Annotated in this window: 20 protein-coding genes; 14 read left to right on the top strand and 6 right to left on the bottom strand. The window is 38.0% G+C overall.

The features are described 5' to 3' along the window. Positions 1–61: 61 nt before the first annotated feature. On the bottom strand, positions 62–442 hold the full coding sequence (locus CLV94_RS14030) for a RidA family protein (RefSeq protein WP_121377126.1): 381 nt from the start codon (positions 440–442) through the stop codon (positions 62–64). Positions 443–453: 11 nt separating this feature from the next. Further along, on the bottom strand, positions 454–3,198 hold the full coding sequence (locus CLV94_RS14025; protein ID WP_121377125.1) for a putative LPS assembly protein LptD: 2,745 nt from the start codon (positions 3,196–3,198) through the stop codon (positions 454–456). Between the two features lie 83 nt (positions 3,199–3,281). Between CLV94_RS14025 and CLV94_RS14020 the strand changes: the two genes are divergently transcribed. The 11 genes from CLV94_RS14020 (at position 3,282) to CLV94_RS13970 (ending at position 14,650) form a co-directional block, all read left to right on the top strand. Next, positions 3,282–4,481 (top strand): N-acetylmuramoyl-L-alanine amidase family protein, encoded by a 1,200-nt coding sequence (locus tag CLV94_RS14020; protein ID WP_121377124.1) that lies wholly within the window; start codon positions 3,282–3,284, stop codon positions 4,479–4,481. Between the two features lie 56 nt (positions 4,482–4,537). Next, complete coding sequence (locus CLV94_RS14015) at positions 4,538–5,497, top strand: MlaD family protein (protein WP_121377237.1); 960 nt, start codon at positions 4,538–4,540, stop codon at positions 5,495–5,497. A gap of 8 nt (positions 5,498–5,505) precedes the next feature. Continuing rightward, positions 5,506–6,834 carry a (Fe-S)-binding protein gene (locus CLV94_RS14010; RefSeq protein WP_121377123.1) on the top strand — a complete coding sequence of 443 codons (1,329 nt, stop codon included), beginning with the start codon at positions 5,506–5,508 and terminating at the stop codon, positions 6,832–6,834. Positions 6,835–6,928: 94 nt separating this feature from the next. Continuing rightward, entirely contained in the window at positions 6,929–7,375 is a 447-nt protein-coding gene (locus CLV94_RS14005; protein WP_121377122.1) for an LNS2 domain-containing protein, read from the top strand. A 65-nt stretch (positions 7,376–7,440) separates the two neighbouring features. Further along, on the top strand, positions 7,441–8,232 hold the full coding sequence (locus CLV94_RS14000; RefSeq protein WP_121377121.1) for a (Fe-S)-binding protein: 792 nt from the start codon (positions 7,441–7,443) through the stop codon (positions 8,230–8,232). A 20-nt stretch (positions 8,233–8,252) separates the two neighbouring features. Further along, complete coding sequence (locus CLV94_RS13995) at positions 8,253–8,864, top strand: hypothetical protein (protein WP_147406635.1); 612 nt, start codon at positions 8,253–8,255, stop codon at positions 8,862–8,864. A 2-nt stretch (positions 8,865–8,866) separates the two neighbouring features. After that, on the top strand, positions 8,867–9,349 hold the full coding sequence (locus tag CLV94_RS13990) for an ABC transporter ATPase (protein WP_121377119.1): 483 nt from the start codon (positions 8,867–8,869) through the stop codon (positions 9,347–9,349). A 17-nt stretch (positions 9,350–9,366) separates the two neighbouring features. Then, on the top strand, positions 9,367–12,276 hold the full coding sequence (locus CLV94_RS13985) for a glycoside hydrolase family 3 N-terminal domain-containing protein (protein ID WP_121377118.1): 2,910 nt from the start codon (positions 9,367–9,369) through the stop codon (positions 12,274–12,276). An 18-nt stretch (positions 12,277–12,294) separates the two neighbouring features. Beyond that, positions 12,295–12,750, top strand: a complete 456-nt coding sequence (locus tag CLV94_RS13980) for a DUF1801 domain-containing protein (RefSeq protein ID WP_121377117.1) — start codon at positions 12,295–12,297, stop codon at positions 12,748–12,750. A gap of 312 nt (positions 12,751–13,062) precedes the next feature. Continuing rightward, positions 13,063–14,193: an N-acetyl-alpha-D-glucosaminyl L-malate synthase BshA gene (bshA, locus tag CLV94_RS13975; protein WP_121377116.1), complete on the top strand. Its 1,131-nt coding sequence runs from the start codon at positions 13,063–13,065 to the stop codon at positions 14,191–14,193. A gap of 1 nt (position 14,194) precedes the next feature. Beyond that, the gene (locus CLV94_RS13970) at positions 14,195–14,650 is read left to right on the top strand and encodes a protease complex subunit PrcB family protein (protein ID WP_121377115.1); all 456 of its coding nucleotides are present in this window, start codon (positions 14,195–14,197) and stop codon (positions 14,648–14,650) included. A gap of 51 nt (positions 14,651–14,701) precedes the next feature. On the opposite strand, the gene CLV94_RS13965 is transcribed toward CLV94_RS13970, so the two are convergent. Together CLV94_RS13965 and CLV94_RS13960 are read right to left on the bottom strand one after the other, a co-directional pair. Next, positions 14,702–15,190: a hypothetical protein gene (locus tag CLV94_RS13965; RefSeq protein WP_121377114.1), complete on the bottom strand. Its 489-nt coding sequence runs from the start codon at positions 15,188–15,190 to the stop codon at positions 14,702–14,704. Between the two features lie 141 nt (positions 15,191–15,331). Then, complete coding sequence (locus tag CLV94_RS13960) at positions 15,332–16,156, bottom strand: UDP-2,3-diacylglucosamine diphosphatase (RefSeq protein WP_121377113.1); 825 nt, start codon at positions 16,154–16,156, stop codon at positions 15,332–15,334. 138 nt (positions 16,157–16,294) lie between these two features. On the opposite strand from CLV94_RS13960, the gene aroC reads away from it, so the two are divergent. Then, positions 16,295–17,350, top strand: coding sequence for a chorismate synthase (aroC, locus tag CLV94_RS13955; protein WP_121377112.1), 1,056 nt, complete (start codon positions 16,295–16,297; stop codon positions 17,348–17,350). Positions 17,351–17,459: 109 nt separating this feature from the next. Then, the gene (locus tag CLV94_RS13950; protein ID WP_121377111.1) at positions 17,460–18,542 is read left to right on the top strand and encodes a T9SS type A sorting domain-containing protein; all 1,083 of its coding nucleotides are present in this window, start codon (positions 17,460–17,462) and stop codon (positions 18,540–18,542) included. Between the two features lie 53 nt (positions 18,543–18,595). Here CLV94_RS13950 and CLV94_RS13945 read toward each other — a convergent pair whose 3' ends face one another. Both CLV94_RS13945 and CLV94_RS13940 read right to left on the bottom strand, forming a co-directional pair. Then, positions 18,596–19,009 carry a thiol-disulfide oxidoreductase DCC family protein gene (locus tag CLV94_RS13945; protein ID WP_121377110.1) on the bottom strand — a complete coding sequence of 138 codons (414 nt, stop codon included), beginning with the start codon at positions 19,007–19,009 and terminating at the stop codon, positions 18,596–18,598. A gap of 5 nt (positions 19,010–19,014) precedes the next feature. Further along, positions 19,015–21,186 (bottom strand): endonuclease MutS2, encoded by a 2,172-nt coding sequence (locus CLV94_RS13940; protein WP_121377109.1) that lies wholly within the window; start codon positions 21,184–21,186, stop codon positions 19,015–19,017. Positions 21,187–21,333: 147 nt separating this feature from the next. Here CLV94_RS13940 and CLV94_RS13935 point away from each other — a divergent pair, with 147 nt between their 5' ends. Beyond that, a complete protein-coding gene (locus CLV94_RS13935; protein WP_121377108.1) occupies positions 21,334–21,999 on the top strand; it encodes a uracil-DNA glycosylase in 666 nt (221 codons plus the stop codon). Positions 22,000–22,002: the final 3 nt, after the last annotated feature.

The raw sequence follows: 22,002 nt of genomic DNA, 5'->3' as shown, positions 1-22,002 counted from the left end.
ACCGACATTAAAAAAGGCTCAATAATTATTGAGCCTTTTTGTTATTTTAAACCAGCGCTATTTATTTCATCGCTATCATCGAAATCTCGACATTCACGCCTTTTGGTAATCCGGCTACCTGCACAGTTTCTCTGGCAGGCGCTGTCTTTTCATCAAAATAGCTTCCGTAAACAGTATTTATTTTTGCAAAATTGTTCATATCCATAATAAAAATAGAAGTTTTTATTACGTTTTCAAAGGTCATTCCAGCTTCTTCAAGAACGGCTTTCATGTTCTCCATTACTTGTTTGGTTTCTGTCTCGATGTCGTCGAGTACCAAGTCGCCTGTTTCAGGATTGATAGCAATCTGCCCAGACGTAAAAAGCATATTTCCGAAAGATACAGCTTGGTTGTATGGCCCTATTGGAGCTGGAGCTTTTTCTGTAAAAATTATTTTTTTCATATACGATTGAATTAACGAAGTCTTTTATCCGGTTGTTTTCTCTTGTCCCATTTGATATCGCTCAATACAGACGACTTGATTCCGATAAAGAATCCCCAAGAAGTATAATCTCCAATCGGAATCCAGTTGAAATCCATCCTCCAGCTTAACAGGTCTCTTTCAAAACGAAGCTGGGTGAACGTGACCCCATCCTGTACGAAATCATATCCTGTAGAAATCCCGACTTTCCATCTCGGCGTCAGGTCAATATTTCCGGAAACCATCAGAGAGTTGTTGGTTATTTCGTTCTGTCGGGTCGAATTGCTATAGGTCAGCGAGTAGGCGAGGCGCAGGTCCCACGGGAGCAGGGCCTTATAAAAAGTCGTTCTTTTTTCGGCCTTTTCGGTATCTTCATCATTAAACTGGCTCTGCCTGCTGTCGCCTAAATCCCTTGCGGTTCCGAACAAATCATCTTCGCGACCTCCATTTCTCAAGCCTTGGTTTTTCAAAGGATCAGAACGGTCGTTTTCATCGGTACCATCTTTGCTAGAGAAAGAATAATTAATCGTGATGTTGGCGCTTGATAAACGGAATAAACTTCCTCCGTTGTCAATGTTGAACATGTCGATTCTTCTGTTGGCATTATCCAGCGCATAAGGATCAAGCGTTGCTGCAAAGTTGACATTCATTTTATCTTCAAGCAATGTTGTTCCACCACTTACTCTCAAAGGAGCTAGTTTAAGCGAATCTGCTGTCATGTCGTAAGAAGTCGAGAAGTTCAAATTGTTAAGCAACATTACTTTTTTAGGCTCAGTCTTAGTACTGTCTTTGTCAGTCACCTTCGCTTCAAAAGTATTGCTCAAGCTGAATCCGATGTTATTCGAAACACCTTTGCCTGGAGCTCCGTAAATTCCGCCTTCAAAACGGGTATATTCTTTTAGCATTGTGCCGCTTCCGTCGGGATCGTAAGTATCGTAATATTTAGCAAAGCTAGGCGTATAGCTATAAGAAACAGACGGTCTCATGACGTGGCGAATGGCCTGTATCTTCTTTTTCTCTCCAAAATTGAACGTACCGTAGATTGTCGTACCGATGCTGGAAGAGAAGTTATAGGTTCTGAAAGCATCAAATCCTCTGATATCGACATTATCGACTTTTTGCGTTGCTTCATTGAAGCGTTTTTCGATGGTTTTCATATACCATACTTCGTTGTAATTTCCTCCCGCAGAAACGCTGAAATACTTGAAAATCTTGAAGTTGGTACTGATCGGAATAGAGTGCTGGAAACCGACTCTAGCATCTCTAAACATCTGGGGCTTGAAAAACAACGAATCCTTAGTCGTAATCTGGTTTTGGGCGTTTAGGTTGTATTGAAAGTTGATGTTTTTTATAAAACCTTTTTTGATTTCGTCTTCTGAAGCAAAAGGAAAAATCCTGTCAACGCTTCCTTGAAATGTAGGAAGGGTCATGTTGATGGTTTCAGTCTGCGTATTTTGGGAGTGGGTAGCCGTAATCGACATGTTCACCTGCGGCACCGTATTAAAAGTCTTTGAAAAGGAAACAGAAGAACTCAGCGTATTATTCAAGGCAGAACCAACGTTAGACTGATTTAAAGATTGCTGGTAGTATTTACTGCTTCCCAAGTTGACAGAAGCAGAGAATCTTGAATTTGGATTGGACTTAGGATCTTGTGTATGCGACCACTGGATGTTGTACTGCGTCGTCTTGGCATAATCCGGAAAGCCTCGTTCGCTCTCGATCTGGTTTTCAAACCGTACGTTCAAATTGCCGCGAAACTTATATCGTTTGGCATAGCTTGACTCAAAACGCATCGCATAACTTCCGTTCGTATAGTAGTCGCCCATGACGGCTAAATCATAATTGTCTGAGAGCGCGAGATAGATTCCTCCGTTTTGTAATGAAAATCCCTGTCTATTCGAGTCGTTGGGAGAGGGAAGTATCAATCCTGAAGTTCCTTTGTTTGACATCGGAAAAAAAGCAAAAGGGATTCCCAGAGGAGTCGGTACGTCCGCAATAACCATGTTGGTCAATCCCACAACGACTTTTTTGCCGGGTACGAGCTTTAATTTTCGAGCTAAAAAATAATATTCAGGATCGTCAATATTTTTTGAGGTGGTGATTCTTGCGTTTTTGATGAAATAAACAGAATCGTTTTCTTTTTTCGTAATCTCTCCCTTGATATTCAATTCACCTTGAGTAGACCTTGAATTCCATACCAAAGCTTTTTTCGTTACCGTGTTAAAGCGAATCGAATCAGGCTCGATAACATTACTTCCTTGCTTAAAAACAGGACGTTGCGTGTAATTTCCGAGCGAATCTTTAATCCTTCCGGCATAAACTTCATTCTTTTCATAGTCCATGACGATAATTCCTGCCTTGAGCTCAAAATCTTGGTAATAAAGTTCTGCCTGATTATAAAGAGTAAGAAGTTTTTTCTTCTGGTCCATTTTTTCATAATCTACCGCCTTGCGTTTTACTTTACTTTCTAGAAAGGTTTTCTTCGGTTTTAGCGTATCTTGGGCAGTAGAATCGGCTGGTTTGATAATTTCGGAAAGGCTGACTTTTGTAGAGTCTTTTTTTGTAGAAGGCTGTTTTTCAGCGGGTATTGTCGTGGTTTTGTTTTTCCCTTCTTGTGAATATGCTTCTGCACTTCCTAATGTTAGGAAAATTGCTGATAAAACGATATGAAATAAGTTTGTGCGCAAAGGTTTAAATACTATTTTTGTAAAAATATGGCTTAATTTTTGACGTGCCAAACTTACATATATTTTTCATCAAAAATAAGGAAATATCAAAATTATAACCATAGCATTTTTATTAAAATTAACTTTAGCGAAATATGTACATCCATAAGAAATTCAAACGTTCGTTCGCCTTATTAGCCTGTATTGTATCTTTTGCCGCTTTTGGTCAATCCGGTGAAAAATTTAAAGTAGTTCTTGATGCTGGTCATGGTGCAAAAGATTTTGGAGCCGTAAAGAATAATTTTGTTGAAAAGAACATAGCGTTGGCAGTTGTCTTAAAAGTAGGCAGGCTGCTGGATAAGCAACCTAATGTAGACGTAGTTTTCACTAGAAGTACAGATGTATTTATTGAACTGGTAGAACGTGCCAATATTGCTAACAGAGCGAATGCCGATTTGTTTGTTTCGGTGCATTGCAATTCCAATCCAAACTCTGAAGCGTTTGGTACCGAGACGTATGTTATGGGTCTTACTAAGGTAAAATCGAATCTTGAAGTCGCCAAAAATGAGAACGAAGTAATCACGCTTGAAGCAGACTATAAGGTAAAATACGCAGGTTATGACCCGAAATCACCAGAATCTTTGATCGGGATTACGCTCATCCAAGAAGAACACTTAGACCACAGTATTGCTGTAGCTAGTAAGATACAAGATAATTTTACCCAGCAGTTGAGCCGTAAAAGCCGAGGCGTTAAGCAAGCGCCATTCATGGTATTGCACAAGACCTCAATGCCAAGCATCTTGATTGAGATGGGCTTTTTATCTAATAAGACAGAAGGGCAGTATTTGAATTCGGAAGAAGGACAAAACGAAATTGCAAAAGCGATAGCAGATGCCATCATGGGCTATAAAAAAGAATATTACGGAGGTACGTCTGTAGAAAACAAGATTGACAAAGAAGCTTTGAGAGTTGAAAGACCGAAAGAAGTTGTTACGCCTGTTAAGAAAGACAGCGCTAAAGCTCCAGTGGCGAAAGTTCCAGACACAAAGAAACCAGAGGTAAAAACTCCGACGGTTAGCACAGAAACAAAAAATGATTCTAAAGGAGTTATTTTCAAAGTGCAGATATCGGCAAGCGGTACCAAACTGGACTTAGTTCCGAGCAACTTTAAAGGATTAGAAAATATTTCTATGATTTCGGAAGGAAATCTTTACAAATACATGTATGGCGAAACCAGCGATTATGAGAAAGCAAAACAGCTGGTACAAGATGCCAAAGCAAAAGGATTTACTTCATCCTACCTTATTGCCTTTAAAAATGGCAAAAAAATCAGTATACAAGAAGCATTAAAGTAGCTTTTTGGAATGCATTTGAAATATTTAATTTAAATTTGTTTAAAAACACCAAAGCTTTGAAAATATCAAGAGAAGTCAAAACAGCCATTTTAGTAATTTCCTCAATATTATTATTTATTTGGGGATATAGTTTTTTAAAAGGAAGAGATCTTTTTAACGATTATAAGACATTTTACGCCGTATACGACGAAGTAGAAGGACTGGCTCCTTCAGCTCCTGTAACAATCAACGGTCTTGCCGTGGGCAAGGTGAATAGTATCACGTTAAGCGATAACGGAAAACTTCTTGTAGAAATCCAAGTGAAGACCGATTTCCCGATATCGAAATCTAGTATTGCTACGATTTATGAACCAAGTTTTATTGGCGGAAAAAATATTGCCATCATTCCAAATTTCAAAGATCCTTCAGAAGCAGAAGACGGACAGACGTTATCTACAAACATAAAACCGGGAATGCTTTCGTCTTTAGGCGACAAGCTTTCACCGCTTCAGACAAAAGTAGAGAAAACGGTTGTGTCGGCTGACAGCTTGCTGGTAAGCATCAACAACATATTTGATAAAAAGACACAAGAAAATTTACAAGCTTCTATTGCGGAATTAGCTTCAACAATGAAAGAATTCAGCCAAGCGGCCAAAGGAATCAATTCATTAATTGCGGATAACAAGACAAAAATTGATGGTACGTTTGCTAATTTAGACCATACGTCGGCAAACTTTTCGAAGCTATCTGATTCTTTGGCACAGGCTAACTTAGGCCAAGCCGTGAAAAAACTAGAAAAATCATTGGCGAATGTTGACAATATTATCAACGATGTGCAAGCTGGAAAAGGTTCTTTAGGAAAACTGCTTAAAGACGAAGGAATGTATAAAAATCTTGAAGGCGCGTCATTGGAATTGAAACAGTTGCTAGCCGACTTGAAAAACAATCCTAAGCGTTATGTGCATTTTTCTGTTTTTGGAAAAAAAGCAACACCTTATGTAGAGCCTAAAAAGGTAAAAGATACTATTAAAAATTAAGAAAGCTCATGGGCTATATAGATAATATATTATTTGCAGTTTTACTGGGTCTTGGTTTTGGATATTTCATATCAAACGTAAAAAAGCTTGTTCGCAATATCAAATTAGGTCAGGATGTAGATCGTTCTGACAATAAAAGCGAACGCTGGGCCAACATGGTCCGAATAGCTTTGGGCCAATCTAAAATGGTAAAACGTCCTATTGCAGGGATACTTCATATTATTGTCTATATTGGATTCGTAATCATCAACATAGAACTATTAGAAATCATTATCGACGGACTTTTTGGTACGCACCGTGTCTTTGCTTTTATGGGTACTGCATACGATGTATTGATCGGTTCTTTTGAGATATTGGCCATATTGGTTCTATTTGCGGTCATTACGTTTTTGATACGAAGAAACATTATCAAGCTTAAGAGATTTGTTCATAATGATTTGAAAGGATGGCCAAAAGGCGATGCCAATTATATCCTTTATTTTGAAATAGCCTTGATGGCTCTTTTCTTGTTGATGAATGCATCTGACTTGGCTTTACAAGAAAAAGGAGCGCCACATTTTATAAAAGCAGGAGCTTTCCCGATAAGCCAATTTATAGCACCGATATTCAGCGGTATGGAAACAGGCACGCTTATCATTCTGGAGCGAGTTTTTTGGTGGACGCATATTACAGGAATCTTGATTTTCATGAACTACCTGTACTTCTCAAAACACTTGCACATTCTTTTGGCTTTTCCAAATACCTATTTTGCAGACCTAAATCCTCTTGGGAAATTCAACAACCTTGAATCGGTAACAAAAGAAGTAAAGCTGATGATGGATCCTAATGCCGATCCATTTGCAGCACCGCCCGCTGATGCTGGTGCAGCTCCTACAAAATTTGGAGCCAGCGATGTACAAGATTTGAACTGGGTTCAATTGCTTAATGCCTATACGTGCACGGAATGCGGTCGTTGCACATCTTCATGCCCTGCAAACATTACAGGTAAGAAACTGTCGCCTAGAAAAATCATGATGGATACGCGTGACAGGATGGAAGAAGTAGGAAGAAATATCGACGCCAATAAAGGAGTTTTTGTTCCAGATAATAAGACTTTACTAAACGATTATATTACTCCAGAAGAGCTATGGGCTTGTACAAGCTGTAACGCCTGCGTTGAAGAATGTCCGGTAAATATCAGTCCGCTTTCAATTATTATGGACATGAGACGTTACTTGGTCATGGAACAAAGTGCTGCGCCGATGTCGTTGAATGCGATGATGACAAACGTAGAGAACAACGGAGCGCCATGGCAATACAGTCAGCAAGACCGATTGAACTGGAAAAACGAAAACTAAGAGAAGGCATTTCTGAATTGGTCTTCTTGAAAAACAATAAGACTTCCGCCCTTGCAGCTTGCAGGCAATACATCAAACTAGAATTTAGAATAATATGAAGACTGAAGATATCGATAAAAACTTAGTAGCAGCTACTCAAGACGGAGAGCAAATCAGCCCAATATTGCCTGAAGGAATTAAAAACTACCTTATTGATATTGACGGAACCATCTGCGACGATATTCCAAACGAACAACCCGAAAGAATGCTAACCGCTGAAGTGTATCCTGATGCGCTTGCTACATTAAACAGATGGTATGACGAAGGTCATATTATTTTCTTTTTTACGTCAAGAACCGAAGCACATCGCGAAGTGACGGAGCAATGGCTAAAAACACACGGCTTCAAGTACCACGGAATGGTAATGGGAAAACCTCGTGGCGGAAACTACCATTGGATAGACAATCATTTGGTTAAAGCTACTCGCTATAGAGGAAAATTTACAGACTTGGTGGACAAAGAAGTGACCATTCAAGTTTTTGATGACGGACAACACGAATAAATTTGGTTATTTGATTTTTAGGCGAATTTAACGCCTGCCAATCTAACAATCTAACAATAAAATATATGTCAGAAGTTTTATCAGTGCCTACAATGGCCGAAATGTTAGCTCAAGGAAAACAGCCAGAAGTTCTTTTCTGGGTAGGCTGTGCCGGAAGCTTTGACGATAGAGCAAAAAAAATTACCAAAGCTTTTGTTAGGATACTAAACAGGGCTGAAGTTTCCTTTGCAGTTCTAGGAACAGAAGAAAGCTGTACAGGTGATCCTGCTAAAAGAGCCGGAAACGAATTTCTGTTTCAGATGCAGGCCATGATGAATATCGAAGTTTTGAACGCTTACGAAGCTAAAAAGATAGTGACGGCTTGTCCGCACTGCTTTAATACGTTGAAAAACGAATACCCTGAATTAGGAGGAACTTACGAAGTGGTTCATCATACGCAATTTTTGAAATCTCTTTTGGATGAAGGAAGGCTGACGATTGAGGGTGGGCAGTTCAAAGGAAAAAGAATTACGTTTCACGATCCTTGCTATCTTGGAAGAGCCAACAAAATCTATGAAGCACCACGCGAATTGATCGAGAAGCTTGATGTTGAGCTTGTCGAAATGAAACGTTCCAAAGCCAATGGCTTGTGCTGCGGAGCAGGAGGCGCCCAGATGTTTAAAGATGCCGAGCCAGGAAATAAAGAAGTCAATATCGAACGAACCGAAGATGCTCTTGAAACCGCTCCGCAGATTATCGCTGCTGGTTGTCCGTTCTGCAATACGATGCTTACGGATGGTGTCAAAAATAAAGAAAAAGAAGCCGAAGTTAAAGTTATGGATATAGCGGAATTGATCGCAAACGCTAAAGATCTGTAAGTCATAAACCCAATTACACTATGAAGAAATCACTACTCGTATTTGCATTTGCATTATTTTTCTGTAATGCCCAAAGTCAGGATATCCTTGATATAATGGCTAAAGAAGTTTGCTCTTGTGCAGGCGGTAAAAAAGAAACGCTTAAAGGAGCCGATTCGCAAAAAATGCAGATGGAATTGGGATTGTGCATTATCTCAAGCTTTTCAAATCACGAGAAAGAAGTGACTGCAAAATACGGAAATGTAATGGAAGCTAACGGTGCTATGGAAAAACTCGGAGGCGATGTAGGAATGAAAATGGCCGGAATTTGTCCGGATGTATTGATGTCGCTCGCAGAAATGGGCATGTCTGAGATAGATTCTACAGAGGTAGAACAAGAACATTCGACTGTCGAAGGACGTATCGTAGAAATAAAGCCTGAGCAATTCCTTACAGTAATAATCAAGGATAATTCAGGAAGAAACCATACGATGTTGATGCTGACATTTTTTGAAGACTCCAATCTTCTGATCGAAAATAAATTAAAGAAAAATGATAAAGTTTCTGTGGATTACTGGGAACAAGAATTTTACGACGTAAAAGCCAAGGATTTCAGATATTACAAAGTAATCCAAGGCATAAAAAAAATATAATTATGTACATTCCTTTTGAAAATTTGCCAGACGAATCACGAATCTGGATTTACCAATCAAACAGAAAATTTTCAGATGATGAGATGGCTGAAATTGAATCAGACGTAAAAGCTTTTGTTGAAGGCTGGGCGGCTCACGGAACGGGCCTAGAAGCTTCTTATCAGTTGCGTTACAATCGATTCATCATATTGGCTGTGAACCAAGAAGTTCAATCAGCAACAGGCTGTTCTATTGATAGTTCAGTACAATTCATACAAGAATTAGAAAAAAAATACAATGTTGATTTGCTGGATAAGATGAACGTCACGTTCAAGCTTGGCGAACACATTGCACACAAACCTTTGGTCGAATTTAAAAAAATGGCTAAAGAAAAAGCAGTTTCTGCAAATACAATTGTTTTTAATAATCTCGTTAATACTGTAGGGGAATGGCATGAATATTGGGAAGTTCCAGCACATGAAAGCTGGCATAGCCGTTTTTTCTAAAAACAAACTTTTTTTGAATGAGATATTTTATTATTGCCTTACTGTTCTTCAGTCAGATTGCATTTTCACAGCTCCATGAACCTAAATTAAATTTAGACAGAACCAAAGAAATAATCTGGGTCGACAGCATCTATAATAAAATGACGATGCAGGAAAGAATAGGGCAGCTTTTTATGGTGGCAGCCTATTCCAATAAAGATAGCGTACACACGAATGCTATTGACAAACTCATAAGAGAACAGCACATTGGTGGCGTGATTTTCTTCCAAGGCGGACCAGTACGCCAAGCAAAACTTACCAACCGTTTCCAGTCCAAATCGAAAGTGCCGCTTTTTGTCGGAATTGATGCCGAATGGGGACTAGCAATGCGTTTGGATTCTGTGATACGTTATCCTTGGAACATGACGCTTGGTGCGATCCAAGACATGAAGCTGATTGAAAAGGTAGGCGAAAAATACGGATTGCAAAGCAGAAGGATGGGAATACAGTTTAATTTTGCACCTGTTCTAGACATCAATACCAATCCCAAAAACCCAATTATCGGAAACCGTTCTTTTGGCGAAGACAAGATGAACGTTACTGAGAGAGCACTTGCCTTGATGAAAGGTATTCAAAATCAAGGCGTTTTTGCGACAGGAAAACATTTCCCAGGACATGGTGATACAGAAACCGATTCGCACCATACGCTTCCGATGGTTAACTTTTCAAAACAAAGAATTAATGATGTTGAGTTCTATCCCTACAAGAGATTGTTCAGGGAAGGATTGGCGAGCGTTATGGTAGCGCATTTGAACGTTCCTAGCTTGGAACCGAGAGAAAATTATCCGACATCGCTTTCCTATAATGTAGTTACCAACGTGCTTCAAAACGAGCTTCATTTCAAAGGACTTATTTTTACTGATGCCTTGAACATGAAAGGAGCAACGAATTTCAAACAGCCGGGAGATATCGATTTGGAAGCCTTTTTAGCAGGAAACGATATTTTGCTTTTTGCTGAAAATGTTCCGTTGGCTTTGGAAAAAATCTGTGTTGCTATTCAGGATACGGTTATTTCTGAAAAAAGATTGGAGTATTCCGTAAAAAAGATATTGCGATATAAATATATGGCAGGACTGAACAATTATAAACCAATCGAAATTCCATATTTATATGATGATTTAAATAATGCGGAAGCACAGGCATTGCAATATCAATTGTATGAAAACGCAGTTACGGTATTAAAAAACGAAAACGAAATCCTTCCGATCAAGGATGTTGAAAACGAAAAGATAGCTTACGTAAAATTAGGAGACGATACCAATTCTTCTTTCCTAAGCACGCTGAAGCAGTATACTGAAGTGACAGAAGTTTCTAATGACAGCTTGCATCTTTTGATGAATGAGCTGAAAAATTATACCACAGTTATAATCGGATATCATAAGGCAGATGGTGCTTGGAAAAAGCACGATTTTACGGTAGATGAGCTTGTCAAGATACAAGAGATATCTAAAAACAATAAGGTCATTTTAGATATTTTCACGAAGCCATATTCGCTTTTGCCGATTAATTCTTTCACTGATATAGAAGGCTTAGTTGTTTCCTACCAAAACAGTGATGTGGCGCAGAACGTTTCCGCGCAGCTTATTTTTGGTGCTATCGAATCAAAAGGAAAGCTTCCGGTTTCTATCGGGACTAACTTTAAGGTGAATGATGGCTTAAAAACAAAAAAACTCAACCGACTTGGATTTACAATTGCTGAAAATGTAGGGATGAATTCAAAAGCATTGGAAAAAATCGACCGTATTGCTAATAATGCGATCGAAAGGCAGATGACACCTGGAATACAAGTTTTAGTAGCCAGAAAAGGAAAAGTTGTCTACCAGAAATCATACGGATATCACGATTATAAAAACGAAGTGAAAGTTAAAAATTCAGATTTATATGACGTGGCTTCTTTAACAAAAATGGTTTCTACTCTGCCTGATGTCATGCAATTATACGACCAGAAAAAAATCACTTTAGAGACAAAATTGGGGACGATGCTTCCTGTGTTTGCAGATACCGATAAAAAGAACATCACGTTTAAGGAATTGCTATCGCATTATGCCAGACTGCAAGCTTGGATTCCGTTTTATCAAGCTACTCTGAATGCTGACAAAAAACCAAGCGAAAAATATTATAAGAATACATTGACTCCTGAATTTTCAATGCAAGTAGCAGAAAATTTATTCTTGAGAAACGATTACGAAGATACGATCATAAAGAAAATAGCCGAGAGTAAGCTCTTGCCTAAAAAAGAATACAAATACAGCGATTTCACATTTATAATCCTAAAAGAATATCTTGAAAAAGAAACTGGGAAAAAGCTAGATGTGCTCTCTGAAGAAAATTTTTATAAAAAACTTGGCGCCAATAATACGACTTATAATCCTTTGAGGAAATTTGACATGAGTATCATTCCACCTACAGAAGTAGATAATTATTTCAGATACCAGACGATTCAAGGTTATGTGCATGATATGGCTGCGGCCATGCAGGACGGTGTCGGTGGTCATGCCGGAATTTTTTCAAACTCAATGGATCTCGCCAAAATAATGCAGATGTATCTTCAAAAAGGAAACTATGGCGGCGTGCAGTTTTTCACTCCAACTACTTTTGATGCCTTCAATACCTGCTATTATTGCAAAGAAGGAAATAGGAGAGGACTAGGTTTTGACAAACAACAATTACCTGGAACTACAGGTCCGACATGTGGCTGTGCTTCGAAATCAAGCTTCGGACATACCGGATTTACAGGTACGATGGCTTGGGCTGATCCAGAAAATGAATTGGTGTATATTTTCCTTTCAAACAGAACCTATCCGGACTCCAACGCTCCTAATACGTTGTCGAAAGAAAATGTGCGTGAAAATATCCAGAAAGTAATTTATGATGCGATAGAGAATTAAATTTTAATTTTTTAGAAGATGCAGTCAACAGCCAAAAATCCACAAGAATATTTAGACAGCCTTCCTGATGATAGGAAAGAAGCTATCGGAAAACTTCGAAATAGTATTCTTGAAAAACTTCCAAAAGGATTTGAAGAAAGTATGAACTATGGCATGCTTTGTTACAACGTTCCGTTTTCAATTTATCCTAATGGGTATCATTGCAATCCAGAAATGCCACTGCCTTTCTTGAGTCTGGCTTCCCAAAAAAACTTTATAGCTTTATATCACATGGGAATCTATGCTGATCCAGAATTGCTCAATTGGTTTGTTGCCGAATATCCTAAACATTCGAAACAAAAGCTTGACATGGGCAAAAGCTGTATCCGTTTCAAAAAAATGGATCAGATTCCGTATGAGTTGATTGCTGAATTGCTCGGAAAAATCACTCCGGAAAAATGGATCGAGATGTATGAGAGTGCATTTAGTAAATAAAAAATGAAAAAAGCCAATCCATGAAGACTGTGATTGGCTTTTTTATTAAAACTAAAACAAAACCTTGCTTTTAAAAATCATATTCTAATTTCTATCAGCTAGATATACTTTATTAGGATACAATAAGTTGTTTTAGGTTGCGTGTCATTTGGTGAAAATCATGAATTTAACGGAAACTTTATCCTAATTTAAGGCTATATTTTTATAAAAATAACTTGGCTTTTTCAAAGATTGTATAATCGTTAATTTTATGGGAAATTCAGTTTTGCCTTACTTTTTTGAGTACTTTCGTTATTCATTTTAGGATTAATTATGAAAATTGCAATTGTATGTTACCCGACTTTTGGAGGTAGCGGTGTAGTAGCCACAGAATTAGGCCTTGAACTTGCCAGAAGGGGACATGAAATACACTTTATTACGTATAGCCAACCTGTGAGGCTGGCCCTTTTAAATCCGAATATCCATTATCACGAAGTTAATGTTCCTGAATATCCGCTGTTTCATTTCCAGCCTTATGAATTAGCTCTTTCCAGTAAGCTTGTCGATATGGTCAAACTCCATAAGATTGAGCTGCTCCATGTACATTACGCCATTCCTCATGCTTATGCAGGATATATGGCCAAACAGATGTTGAAACATGAAGGAATCAAAATCCCAATGGTCACGACACTACACGGAACAGATATTACGTTGGTAGGAAACCATCCTTTTTACAAACCGGCAGTAACTTTCAGCATCAATAAATCAGATATAGTGACATCTGTATCTCAAAGTCTCAAAGATGAAACGTATAAGCTTTTTGATATCAAGAAAGAGATTGAAGTGATTCCAAATTTCATTGAAATCAACAAGAACAGATTAGACGAAAATGCGCCTTGCCAAAGAGCATTGATGGCTTCCAAAGACGAACGAATTGTAACCCATATCAGTAATTTTAGAGAAATAAAAAGAATTCCTGATGTGGTAAAAGTCTTTAACGAGATCCAGAAAAAAATTCCAGCCAAGCTGATGATGGTAGGAGAAGGTCCAGAAAAAGAAAAAGCAGAAATGCTATGCGAGCAACTCGGAATTAGCGATAAAGTTATCTTTTTTGGAAACAGCAATGATATCGATAAGATTCTTTGCTATACCGATTTATTCTTGCTTCCTTCAGAAACAGAAAGCTTCGGTCTTGCTGCTTTAGAAGCAATGGCCTGTAGCGTTCCTGTCATTTCAAGTAATTCTGGCGGACTCCCAGAGGTTAACTTTAACGGAGTTTCAGGTTATTTAAGCAATGTGGGAGATATAGACGATATGGCAAAAAATGCCCTGTCAATTTTGGAAAGTGACGAAGAATTGAGTAAATTTAAGCAGAATGCCTTGAATGTGGCAAAACAGTTTGATATTTTAAACATCATGCCTTTGTATGAAGCCATTTACGAAAAGGCATTAAAAAACAAATGATATGAAAAAATTAATTCTAGTGCCGTTTATTGTCCTGCTTTTTTCTTGTGACAGCACAAAAAAGACAACTGACCAAAAACCTGCAGCTGATGGTAAAAAAAATCCCTCTACAGCTTTGTACCAGATTTTAAGCGAATCAGCTTATCAGGGTAAAACAGAGAAGTCCTATGAAATTATAAAAGATAATGCTTCGTTGGTAAAATTATATGAAGCTGTCAATGATCCTCAGGTTCCGAAAGTCGATTTTTCAAAAGAAAGAATTGTTGCCTTGTTTATGGGAGAAAAAAGTTCGGGTGGCTATGCCATCAAAGTAAAAAATGTTTCTGAAAAAGGAGGGAAGATATATGTAGCTGTAGAAGAAACCAAGCCCGGTTCTGGCGATATTGTCACCATGTCTTTCACGAGTCCTTATACGATAGTCAAGATTAATTCGACCAAGGAAATTATCTTTCAATAAAAAAAACATCCCGATAATTCGGGATGTTTCTTTTTATAAATAAAGGTATTTTTAGAATGTATATCGGATACCTAAAGCGATATCTGGTCCAAAGCTATCATCTCTGAAATCATCATGATTGAAATAAAGTTCAGGTCTGAAGTCTAAAGAAAGCATCAAAGGAATGTCGAATTTATATTCGATACCAATGTCACCAGCAGCAAAGAAGAATGTACCGCTATCGTCAGCTCCTCGATAATCGTAGCTCCAAGTACCAAGACCTCCACCAACGCCGGCATACCAGTTGAAACCACCTTCGATATTCCATACCCATTGGTAAACCCCAGTTAATTTAATAGCATCAACGTGATTGCTATCTCTCCAGCCTAAATCTACTTCCAGACGGTTGTTGCTAGATAAACCTCTTTGATAAGAAATCTCACCACCAAAACCATCATTGTCACCAAGACGCAAACCTAATGCGTTCTTTGAAATTTCTTGTGCCTGTGCGCTAAATGCCATCCCAGCCAGCATAAAAGCCGATAAAAACAGTTTTTTCATAAAATTTTAATTTAGAGTTTAATACAAGGTAGCAATAATATTGCCAAAAAACGTTAAATTGTGAATTTTATAACAAGAAAAAAATGATTTTTTTTGTAAAATACTGATAACCAAACAAAAATAGAATGCCTTTTTTCTGCCTTATTTTGAAAAAATGAAGCCAGAAATCAGTTTTTCACTTAATTTCGTTTCCATTTCGAGATAGTCTTCTTCAACAATTTCTACATTTTCGGAATGCCTGTAAAGTTTCCAGCGCTTCTTGTTATATTCCAATGCTGTTAAGTTTTCGACCCAGTCGCCAGAATTCAGATAGACGGTCTTGCCTTTTTTATTAGTCTGGTTTAAAATTTTTGGCTCATGAATATGGCCACAGATTACATAATCATATTTATTTTCAATAGCCAGATCTATAGCAGCCGTCTCAAAATCTGAGATAAATTTTACAGCAGACTTTACACCAGATTTTATTTTTTTAGAAAAAGAGTAAGGCTCTTTCCCCATTTTTTTTAAGCACCAATTAAAGAAACGATTAAGAAGAATAAGATAATCATAACCGATGCCTCCAAGTTTAGCAATCCATTTGGCATGTTGTACAGAAGAGTCAAAAATATCGCCATGAAAAAACCATCCTTTTTGTCCGTCTAAATCAAGGACAAGCTTGTCAATAATCGAAAAATTACCGACTTTAGAATCACTGAACTTTCGTAACATCTCGTCGTGATTTCCAGTGATATAATATACTTGCGTGCCTTTTGATGCGAAGTCTAAAATTTTTCGGATTACTTTTAAATGCGATTTCGGGAAATAAGATTTTCGGAACTGCCAGATATCGATTATGTCGCCGTTTAAGATTAATGTTTTAGGCTTTATTGTGCAAAGATAATTATGAAGTTCTTTCGCATGGCAGCCAAAAGTGCCCAGATGAACATCTGAGATTACTACTAAATCAACAATTCTTTTTTTCAACGTATTGTGCTTTAAAGTTTAGCAAATAAATAAAACATCTATGAATAGATACTTACCAGAATGTTAACATATAGTGATGATTTAATTAAGTTTAAATCTCCGTGAGAATCCCTACATTTGTTGTAAAATAAAGTAAAAATGGCAGGAAATAGTTTTGGAAATTTATTTAGAGTAACGACTTTCGGAGAATCGCACGGCGAAGCCTTAGGTGGCATAATTGATGGATGCCCGCCAGGAATTGCTCTAGATTTTGAAGCCATCCAATTTGAGATGTCACGCAGGAAGCCTGGACAATCGGCTATAGTAACGCAACGAAGAGAAGACGACGAAGTACAGTTTCTCTCTGGGATTTTTGAAGGAAAGACTACAGGAACTCCGATAGGTTTCATCATACCCAATACAAATCAGAAATCAGACGATTACTCTCATATAAAAGACAATTACAGACCCAGTCATGCCGATTATGTGTATGAAAAAAAATACGGAATCAGAGATTACAGAGGTGGGGGAAGAAGCTCAGCAAGAGAAACGGCAAGCAGAGTAGTGGCAGGCGCGATTGCAAAACAAGTTATTCCAGATATCAAAATCAATGCTTTTGTTTCGTCTGTAGGAGATATTTTTATTGACAAGCCTTACCAAGCGTTGGATTTTTCTAAAACAGAAAGTAATCCCGTTCGTTGTCCAGATGAAGCTACTGCGAAAAAGATGGAAGATTACATCAGAGAAATTAGGAAAGAAGGGGATACTGTAGGAGGCACTGTAACATGCGTCATTCAAAACGTTCCGATTGGTTTGGGCGAGCCTGTTTTTGACAAACTACATGCGGAACTCGGAAAGGCTATGCTGTCTATCAATGCCGTAAAAGGTTTTGAGTATGGGAGCGGATTTTGTGGCGCAAAAATGAGAGGAAGTGAGCACAATGATCTTTACAATCCAGATGGAACTACACAATCCAATCTTTCGGGAGGTATACAAGGAGGAATAAGCAATGGGATGGACATTTACTTTAGGGTTGCATTCAAGCCAGTGGCCACAATTATGCAAAAGCAAGAAATGTTAGACGCACAAGGAAATATAGTGGAAATGCAAGGAAAAGGGAGGCATGATCCGTGCGTAGTTCCTAGAGCTGTTCCTATAGTAGAAGCGATGGCAGCATTAGTTATAGCAGATTATTATCTATTTAATACAATTTAATCAAAAAATATTCTTTTAACAATATCAAGCATACAATTTTAACAATAAAAATTGTATGCTTGTGTGTTTTTATTGTTAATTTCGTCACCAAATCATTAATTTAAGAAATATGAAAAAACAATTACTTTTTGCGGGCCTTTTGTTTGGCTCATTTTTTAGCCTTAATGCTCAGCAGTTACAAGCAGAGAATTTCAATGCTTTGACAATAGGAAATATTGGTACTGATTTGACAGGAGCTACTCCAGGGCAAGGAGGTTTTTACACTGGCAACGCTGCTGGAGGAACAAACTCTAACAATAGTAACTATCAAGTAGTTGCTGGAGATGCTACACACGGAAACACAATGCAAATTGTTGGTTCTAATGCGGCTACAGGAAATAGATTCTTATGGAAAGGTGGTTTAGAAACTGTTTGGGCTACTAGAACTGCTGGAAATGATATAATCGAAGTTGAATTTGACTATTACACTGGTGCAAATAACACGAGTGCAAATTCATTCCGTGTTTATGTATATAGCGATGAAGAAACTCCAAGAGTATTAGCTGGTATTGGAATTACAAAAAGAGCTACTATTTCTTCTGTAGTTTACACAAACGTTGTACAAGGCTTTACGACTTGGACATCAACTCCTGGTACAGGAACATATAGTTTTGGTCTTGGTCCGTCTACAACTGAGCCTCAAGTAACTTTACCTGAAAACACATGGGTAAGACTTGGATTTAGCTTTAATAAAGGTACTGGTGAAGTAATCTGGAAAGGCCCTGGAATTGCTGCGGCTTTCACTGGAAATGATACTTTCCCAACTACAACTACTGGAGCGGATGCAGGAGAATTGGATTTTATTGTAATCGCGGGTACTGGAAATACGATTCCTACTACTTTCGTTTTTGACAACTATATTTCAAGAGCATCAAATACTGATACATTATTATCTAATGATGATTTCTCAGCTACTTCAAAATTCTCTGTATATCCTAATCCATCTAATGGTTTAGTAAATATTTCTAGCGATTTGAACTCTTCTTTGAATTCAGTAAGCATTACAGATTTGAACGGACGTACAGTTAAAACTGTAGAATTGAACGGAGATTCTTCTGCTCAAGTTAATATTTCTGATTTGTCTGCTGGTGTTTACATGATGAACATCAACTCTGATCAAGGGTCTACAACTAAAAAAATTATCAAAAACTAATTTATTGTTTAGATAAAATCAAAAAGCCAAACTTTACAGTTTGGCTTTTTTTATTATAAGAATTTAGCTTTTAATTCTGGCGTAGGTATCATGCAGGCGTCTTTTTTTCCATACCACTTATATCGGTTTTTAGCGATATAATCATACACAGAATTGGTCAGAAACTTAGGAAGAATACCAAACCAACTAATAGCTGTATAAATTCCGCCTAATTCTTTTGCAATCTTTAAAGCAGCTTCAGCTTTATAATAATAGGCTTTGCCTGGCTCATACAACAGAATCGAATCTATTTTAGAAGTATCCACACCAATATGTTTAATTATTTCCATACCTATTTCTGACTGCAGCGCCACGAAACGGAAAAGGTCTTTCTTGTCATGCTTGATAATAAACTGTATGGAAGAATCGCAGAGATTGCAGACTCCGTCAAACAGGATTATCTTTTTATCTTGTGGTAAGTTTGTCATAGCCCTTATTTCTTAGCTTCTACTAATTCCAATGTTTCTAAATCTACTTTTGAGGTAAATATGCCATAATTGACCGTAACTTTGTTCTTTTCGATCTTATCAATCGTTCCTATCGCTTTTCCGTCGACCATCCTAACGCGGTCACCCAGCTTTAAGACAGGCTTAGGCTTATTGGCTTCCTGCTTGATGGCTTTGATTTTCTTTTCTTTCTTCTCTTCTCGGATTTCTTCCACTTTTACGGCTACTTCTTGAATGATTTGCTTTTGGATTATCTCCTTGGCCTTTTTTTCCTTCACCGTTACTTTTTTCCTTTTGGAATTTTCTATCTCAACCATTTTCAAGAATTCCCCGATAAGATCTTTCTTGTTCTTATTGTTGAAGTACTTTTCAGAAATATCATCCAGTTTTTGTCCCATGTAGATCAAGCGCTGGTTGGCATCATATAATTCCTGATAGCGTTCTAGCTTATCTTGGATTTTTGAATTGATGTTTTCCATCTTCTTGCTTTCTTCACGAGCTCTGGTTTCTTCTTCTTTCAGATTTTGCGACGTTTTCTCTAGTTTAGAACGTTCTTTTTGGAGCGTAGCAATTGTCTTGTCGAAACGTACTTTGCCGCCTTCGATCTTTTTCTTGGCACGATTTATTAATCCGTACGGAATGCCATTTTTTTGCGCTACTTCAAAAGTAAAAGAACTTCCGGCTTGACCGAGAATCAGTTTATACATTGGTTCCAATGATTTTTCATCGAACAGCATATTAGCATTGGAAGCGTAAGGCAATTCGTTGGCTAAAATCTTTAAGTTGGAATAATGCGTAGTTATGATTCCAAAAGCTTCTCTGTGATAAAATTCTTCTAGAAAAGTTTCAGCCAAAGCACCTCCTAATTCTGGATCAGAACCCGTACCAAATTCATCAATAAGAAACAAGGTCTTCGCATTGCACTTTTTGAGAAAATAGTTCATGTTCTTCAATCGGTAGCTGTAGGTACTCAAGTGATTTTCAATGGACTGATTGTCTCCAATATCGGTCAGGATTCGGTCAAACAAGAACGTTTCGCTTCGTTCATGAACAGGAATCAGCATACCGCTTTGCAACATCAGCTGTAATAATCCGACGGTCTTTAGCGAAATTGTTTTTCCTCCGGCATTTGGACCCGAAATGACAATTATTCTGCTTTCGTTGGTCAGTTCGATGGTCTGCGGAAAAGTGACTTCGTTCTTCTTTTTGTTGTTCAGATAAAGGATAGGATGGAAGGCTTCTCTAAAATAAAGTCGTTTCTCTTCAGTAATATTTGGCAAGATTCCGTTGATTCTGTTTGCGTATTTGGCCTTTCCAGCTACTACGTCAATATCGCTTAGGAATTCTTGGTAGGTCTTCAATAATTCTAAAAACGGACGGATATCATTCGTCAGCTGTTTTAAGATTCTTGTGATTTCTTCTTTTTCTTCGTATTCCAAATTGTTCAGCTCTCTTGAAAATCTCAACGTGGCTTCTGGTTCGATATACGTAATGCTTCCTGTCTTTGAATTTCCAAGAATTGTACCTTTTACTTTTCGCCTGTACATCGCTAAAACAGCGAGTACTCTGCGATTTTCTACGATACTTTCCTTAATGTCATCCAAATAGCCAAGTCCGTTATATTGGCTCAATGCCATACCGAAGCTTTGGTTTATCTTGCCGCGAACCATGTTCATGTTTCTGCGGATATCGACCAAGGCGGGTGATGCGTTATCCTTGATTTCACCATATTTGTCTACGATCTCGTCAATTTTTTGGGAGATAAATTTGGTTAACTCTACTGTGGCGGCTTTTTCGCTCAGTGTAGGATAATAATCGCTGAATTTCTTGAGGAAAAGCAATAATACGTTTACGGTATCTGAAATTGCCGCAATCTTTCGAAAGCTGCCAACTTCTAAAAAGCTGTCTTCTATGGCAAGAAATTTTATTTCATTGCTGATGGTTTCGAATCCGTGGTTCGGAATCGCATTATTATTCGTGAATGAGGAAACATATTCTGAGGTCTGATGCAAGGCATCCATCAAGTCCTTTTTGTTTCGAAAAGGCGTGATCTGTAATGCTTTTTCCTTTCCGATATCTGTATTGCAGATTTCTGAAATGGCTTGCAGGACGGTGTTAAATTCTAAATCTTGTAATGTCTTGTCTGTTATGCTGGTCATTTTATCTTTAAGCGAATTTTATATACAAAAGTACAAAAAACAAAGCCATCGGGACTTACAAAGTTTTTGCCTTTTGTGTGAAATGAATTATATTTTTAGTTTGTTTTCTGCTAAACTTTCCGAAATTTGTAACCAAACCCGCGTTATATGCAAGTAAAGATACATCCTTCTTGGAAAGCTGTTTTGGCTGGAGAATTTGAAAAGCCTTATTTCCATCAACTTATTGACTTCGTGAAATCAGAGTATGCCCAACATACTTGTTATCCTAAAGGAAGCGAGATATTTGCTGCCTTTGATCATTGCCATTTTGACGATGTTAAGGTCGTAATTATCGGGCAAGATCCTTATCATGGTCCAAACCAAGCCAATGGTCTTTGTTTTTCTGTGAACGACGGAATTCCTTTTCCTCCTTCTTTGTATAACATTTTTAGGGAAATCGAAAGCGATTTAGGAAAGCCTCTGCCAAAAACGGGCAATTTGGAACGCTGGGCTGATCAAGGCGTACTGCTTTTAAACGCAACATTGACTGTCCGAAAAGGAGAAGCAGGAAGCCATCAAAAGAAAGGCTGGGAAACCTTTACCGATGCCGTGATTCAGAAAGTCTCAAGTGAAAAGGAGAAGGTTATCTTTTTGCTCTGGGGTGGTTTTGCCCAAAACAAGAGAGCTCTGATCGACACTTCTAAACATTTGATTCTTACCTCGGGACATCCTTCGCCTTTGAGCGCCAACAGAGGACTGTGGTTTGGCAACAAGCATTTTAGCAAGGCTAATGATTACTTGAAGTCGTTAGGCAAAAAGGAAATCGAGTGGTAGATG

This window comes from Flavobacterium endophyticum (genome assembly GCF_003634455.1).
Lineage (GTDB): Bacteria > Bacteroidota > Bacteroidia > Flavobacteriales > Flavobacteriaceae > Flavobacterium > Flavobacterium endophyticum.
Note: the sequence above shows the minus strand (reverse complement) of the source record. Positions and strands in the feature narration are given on the sequence as shown.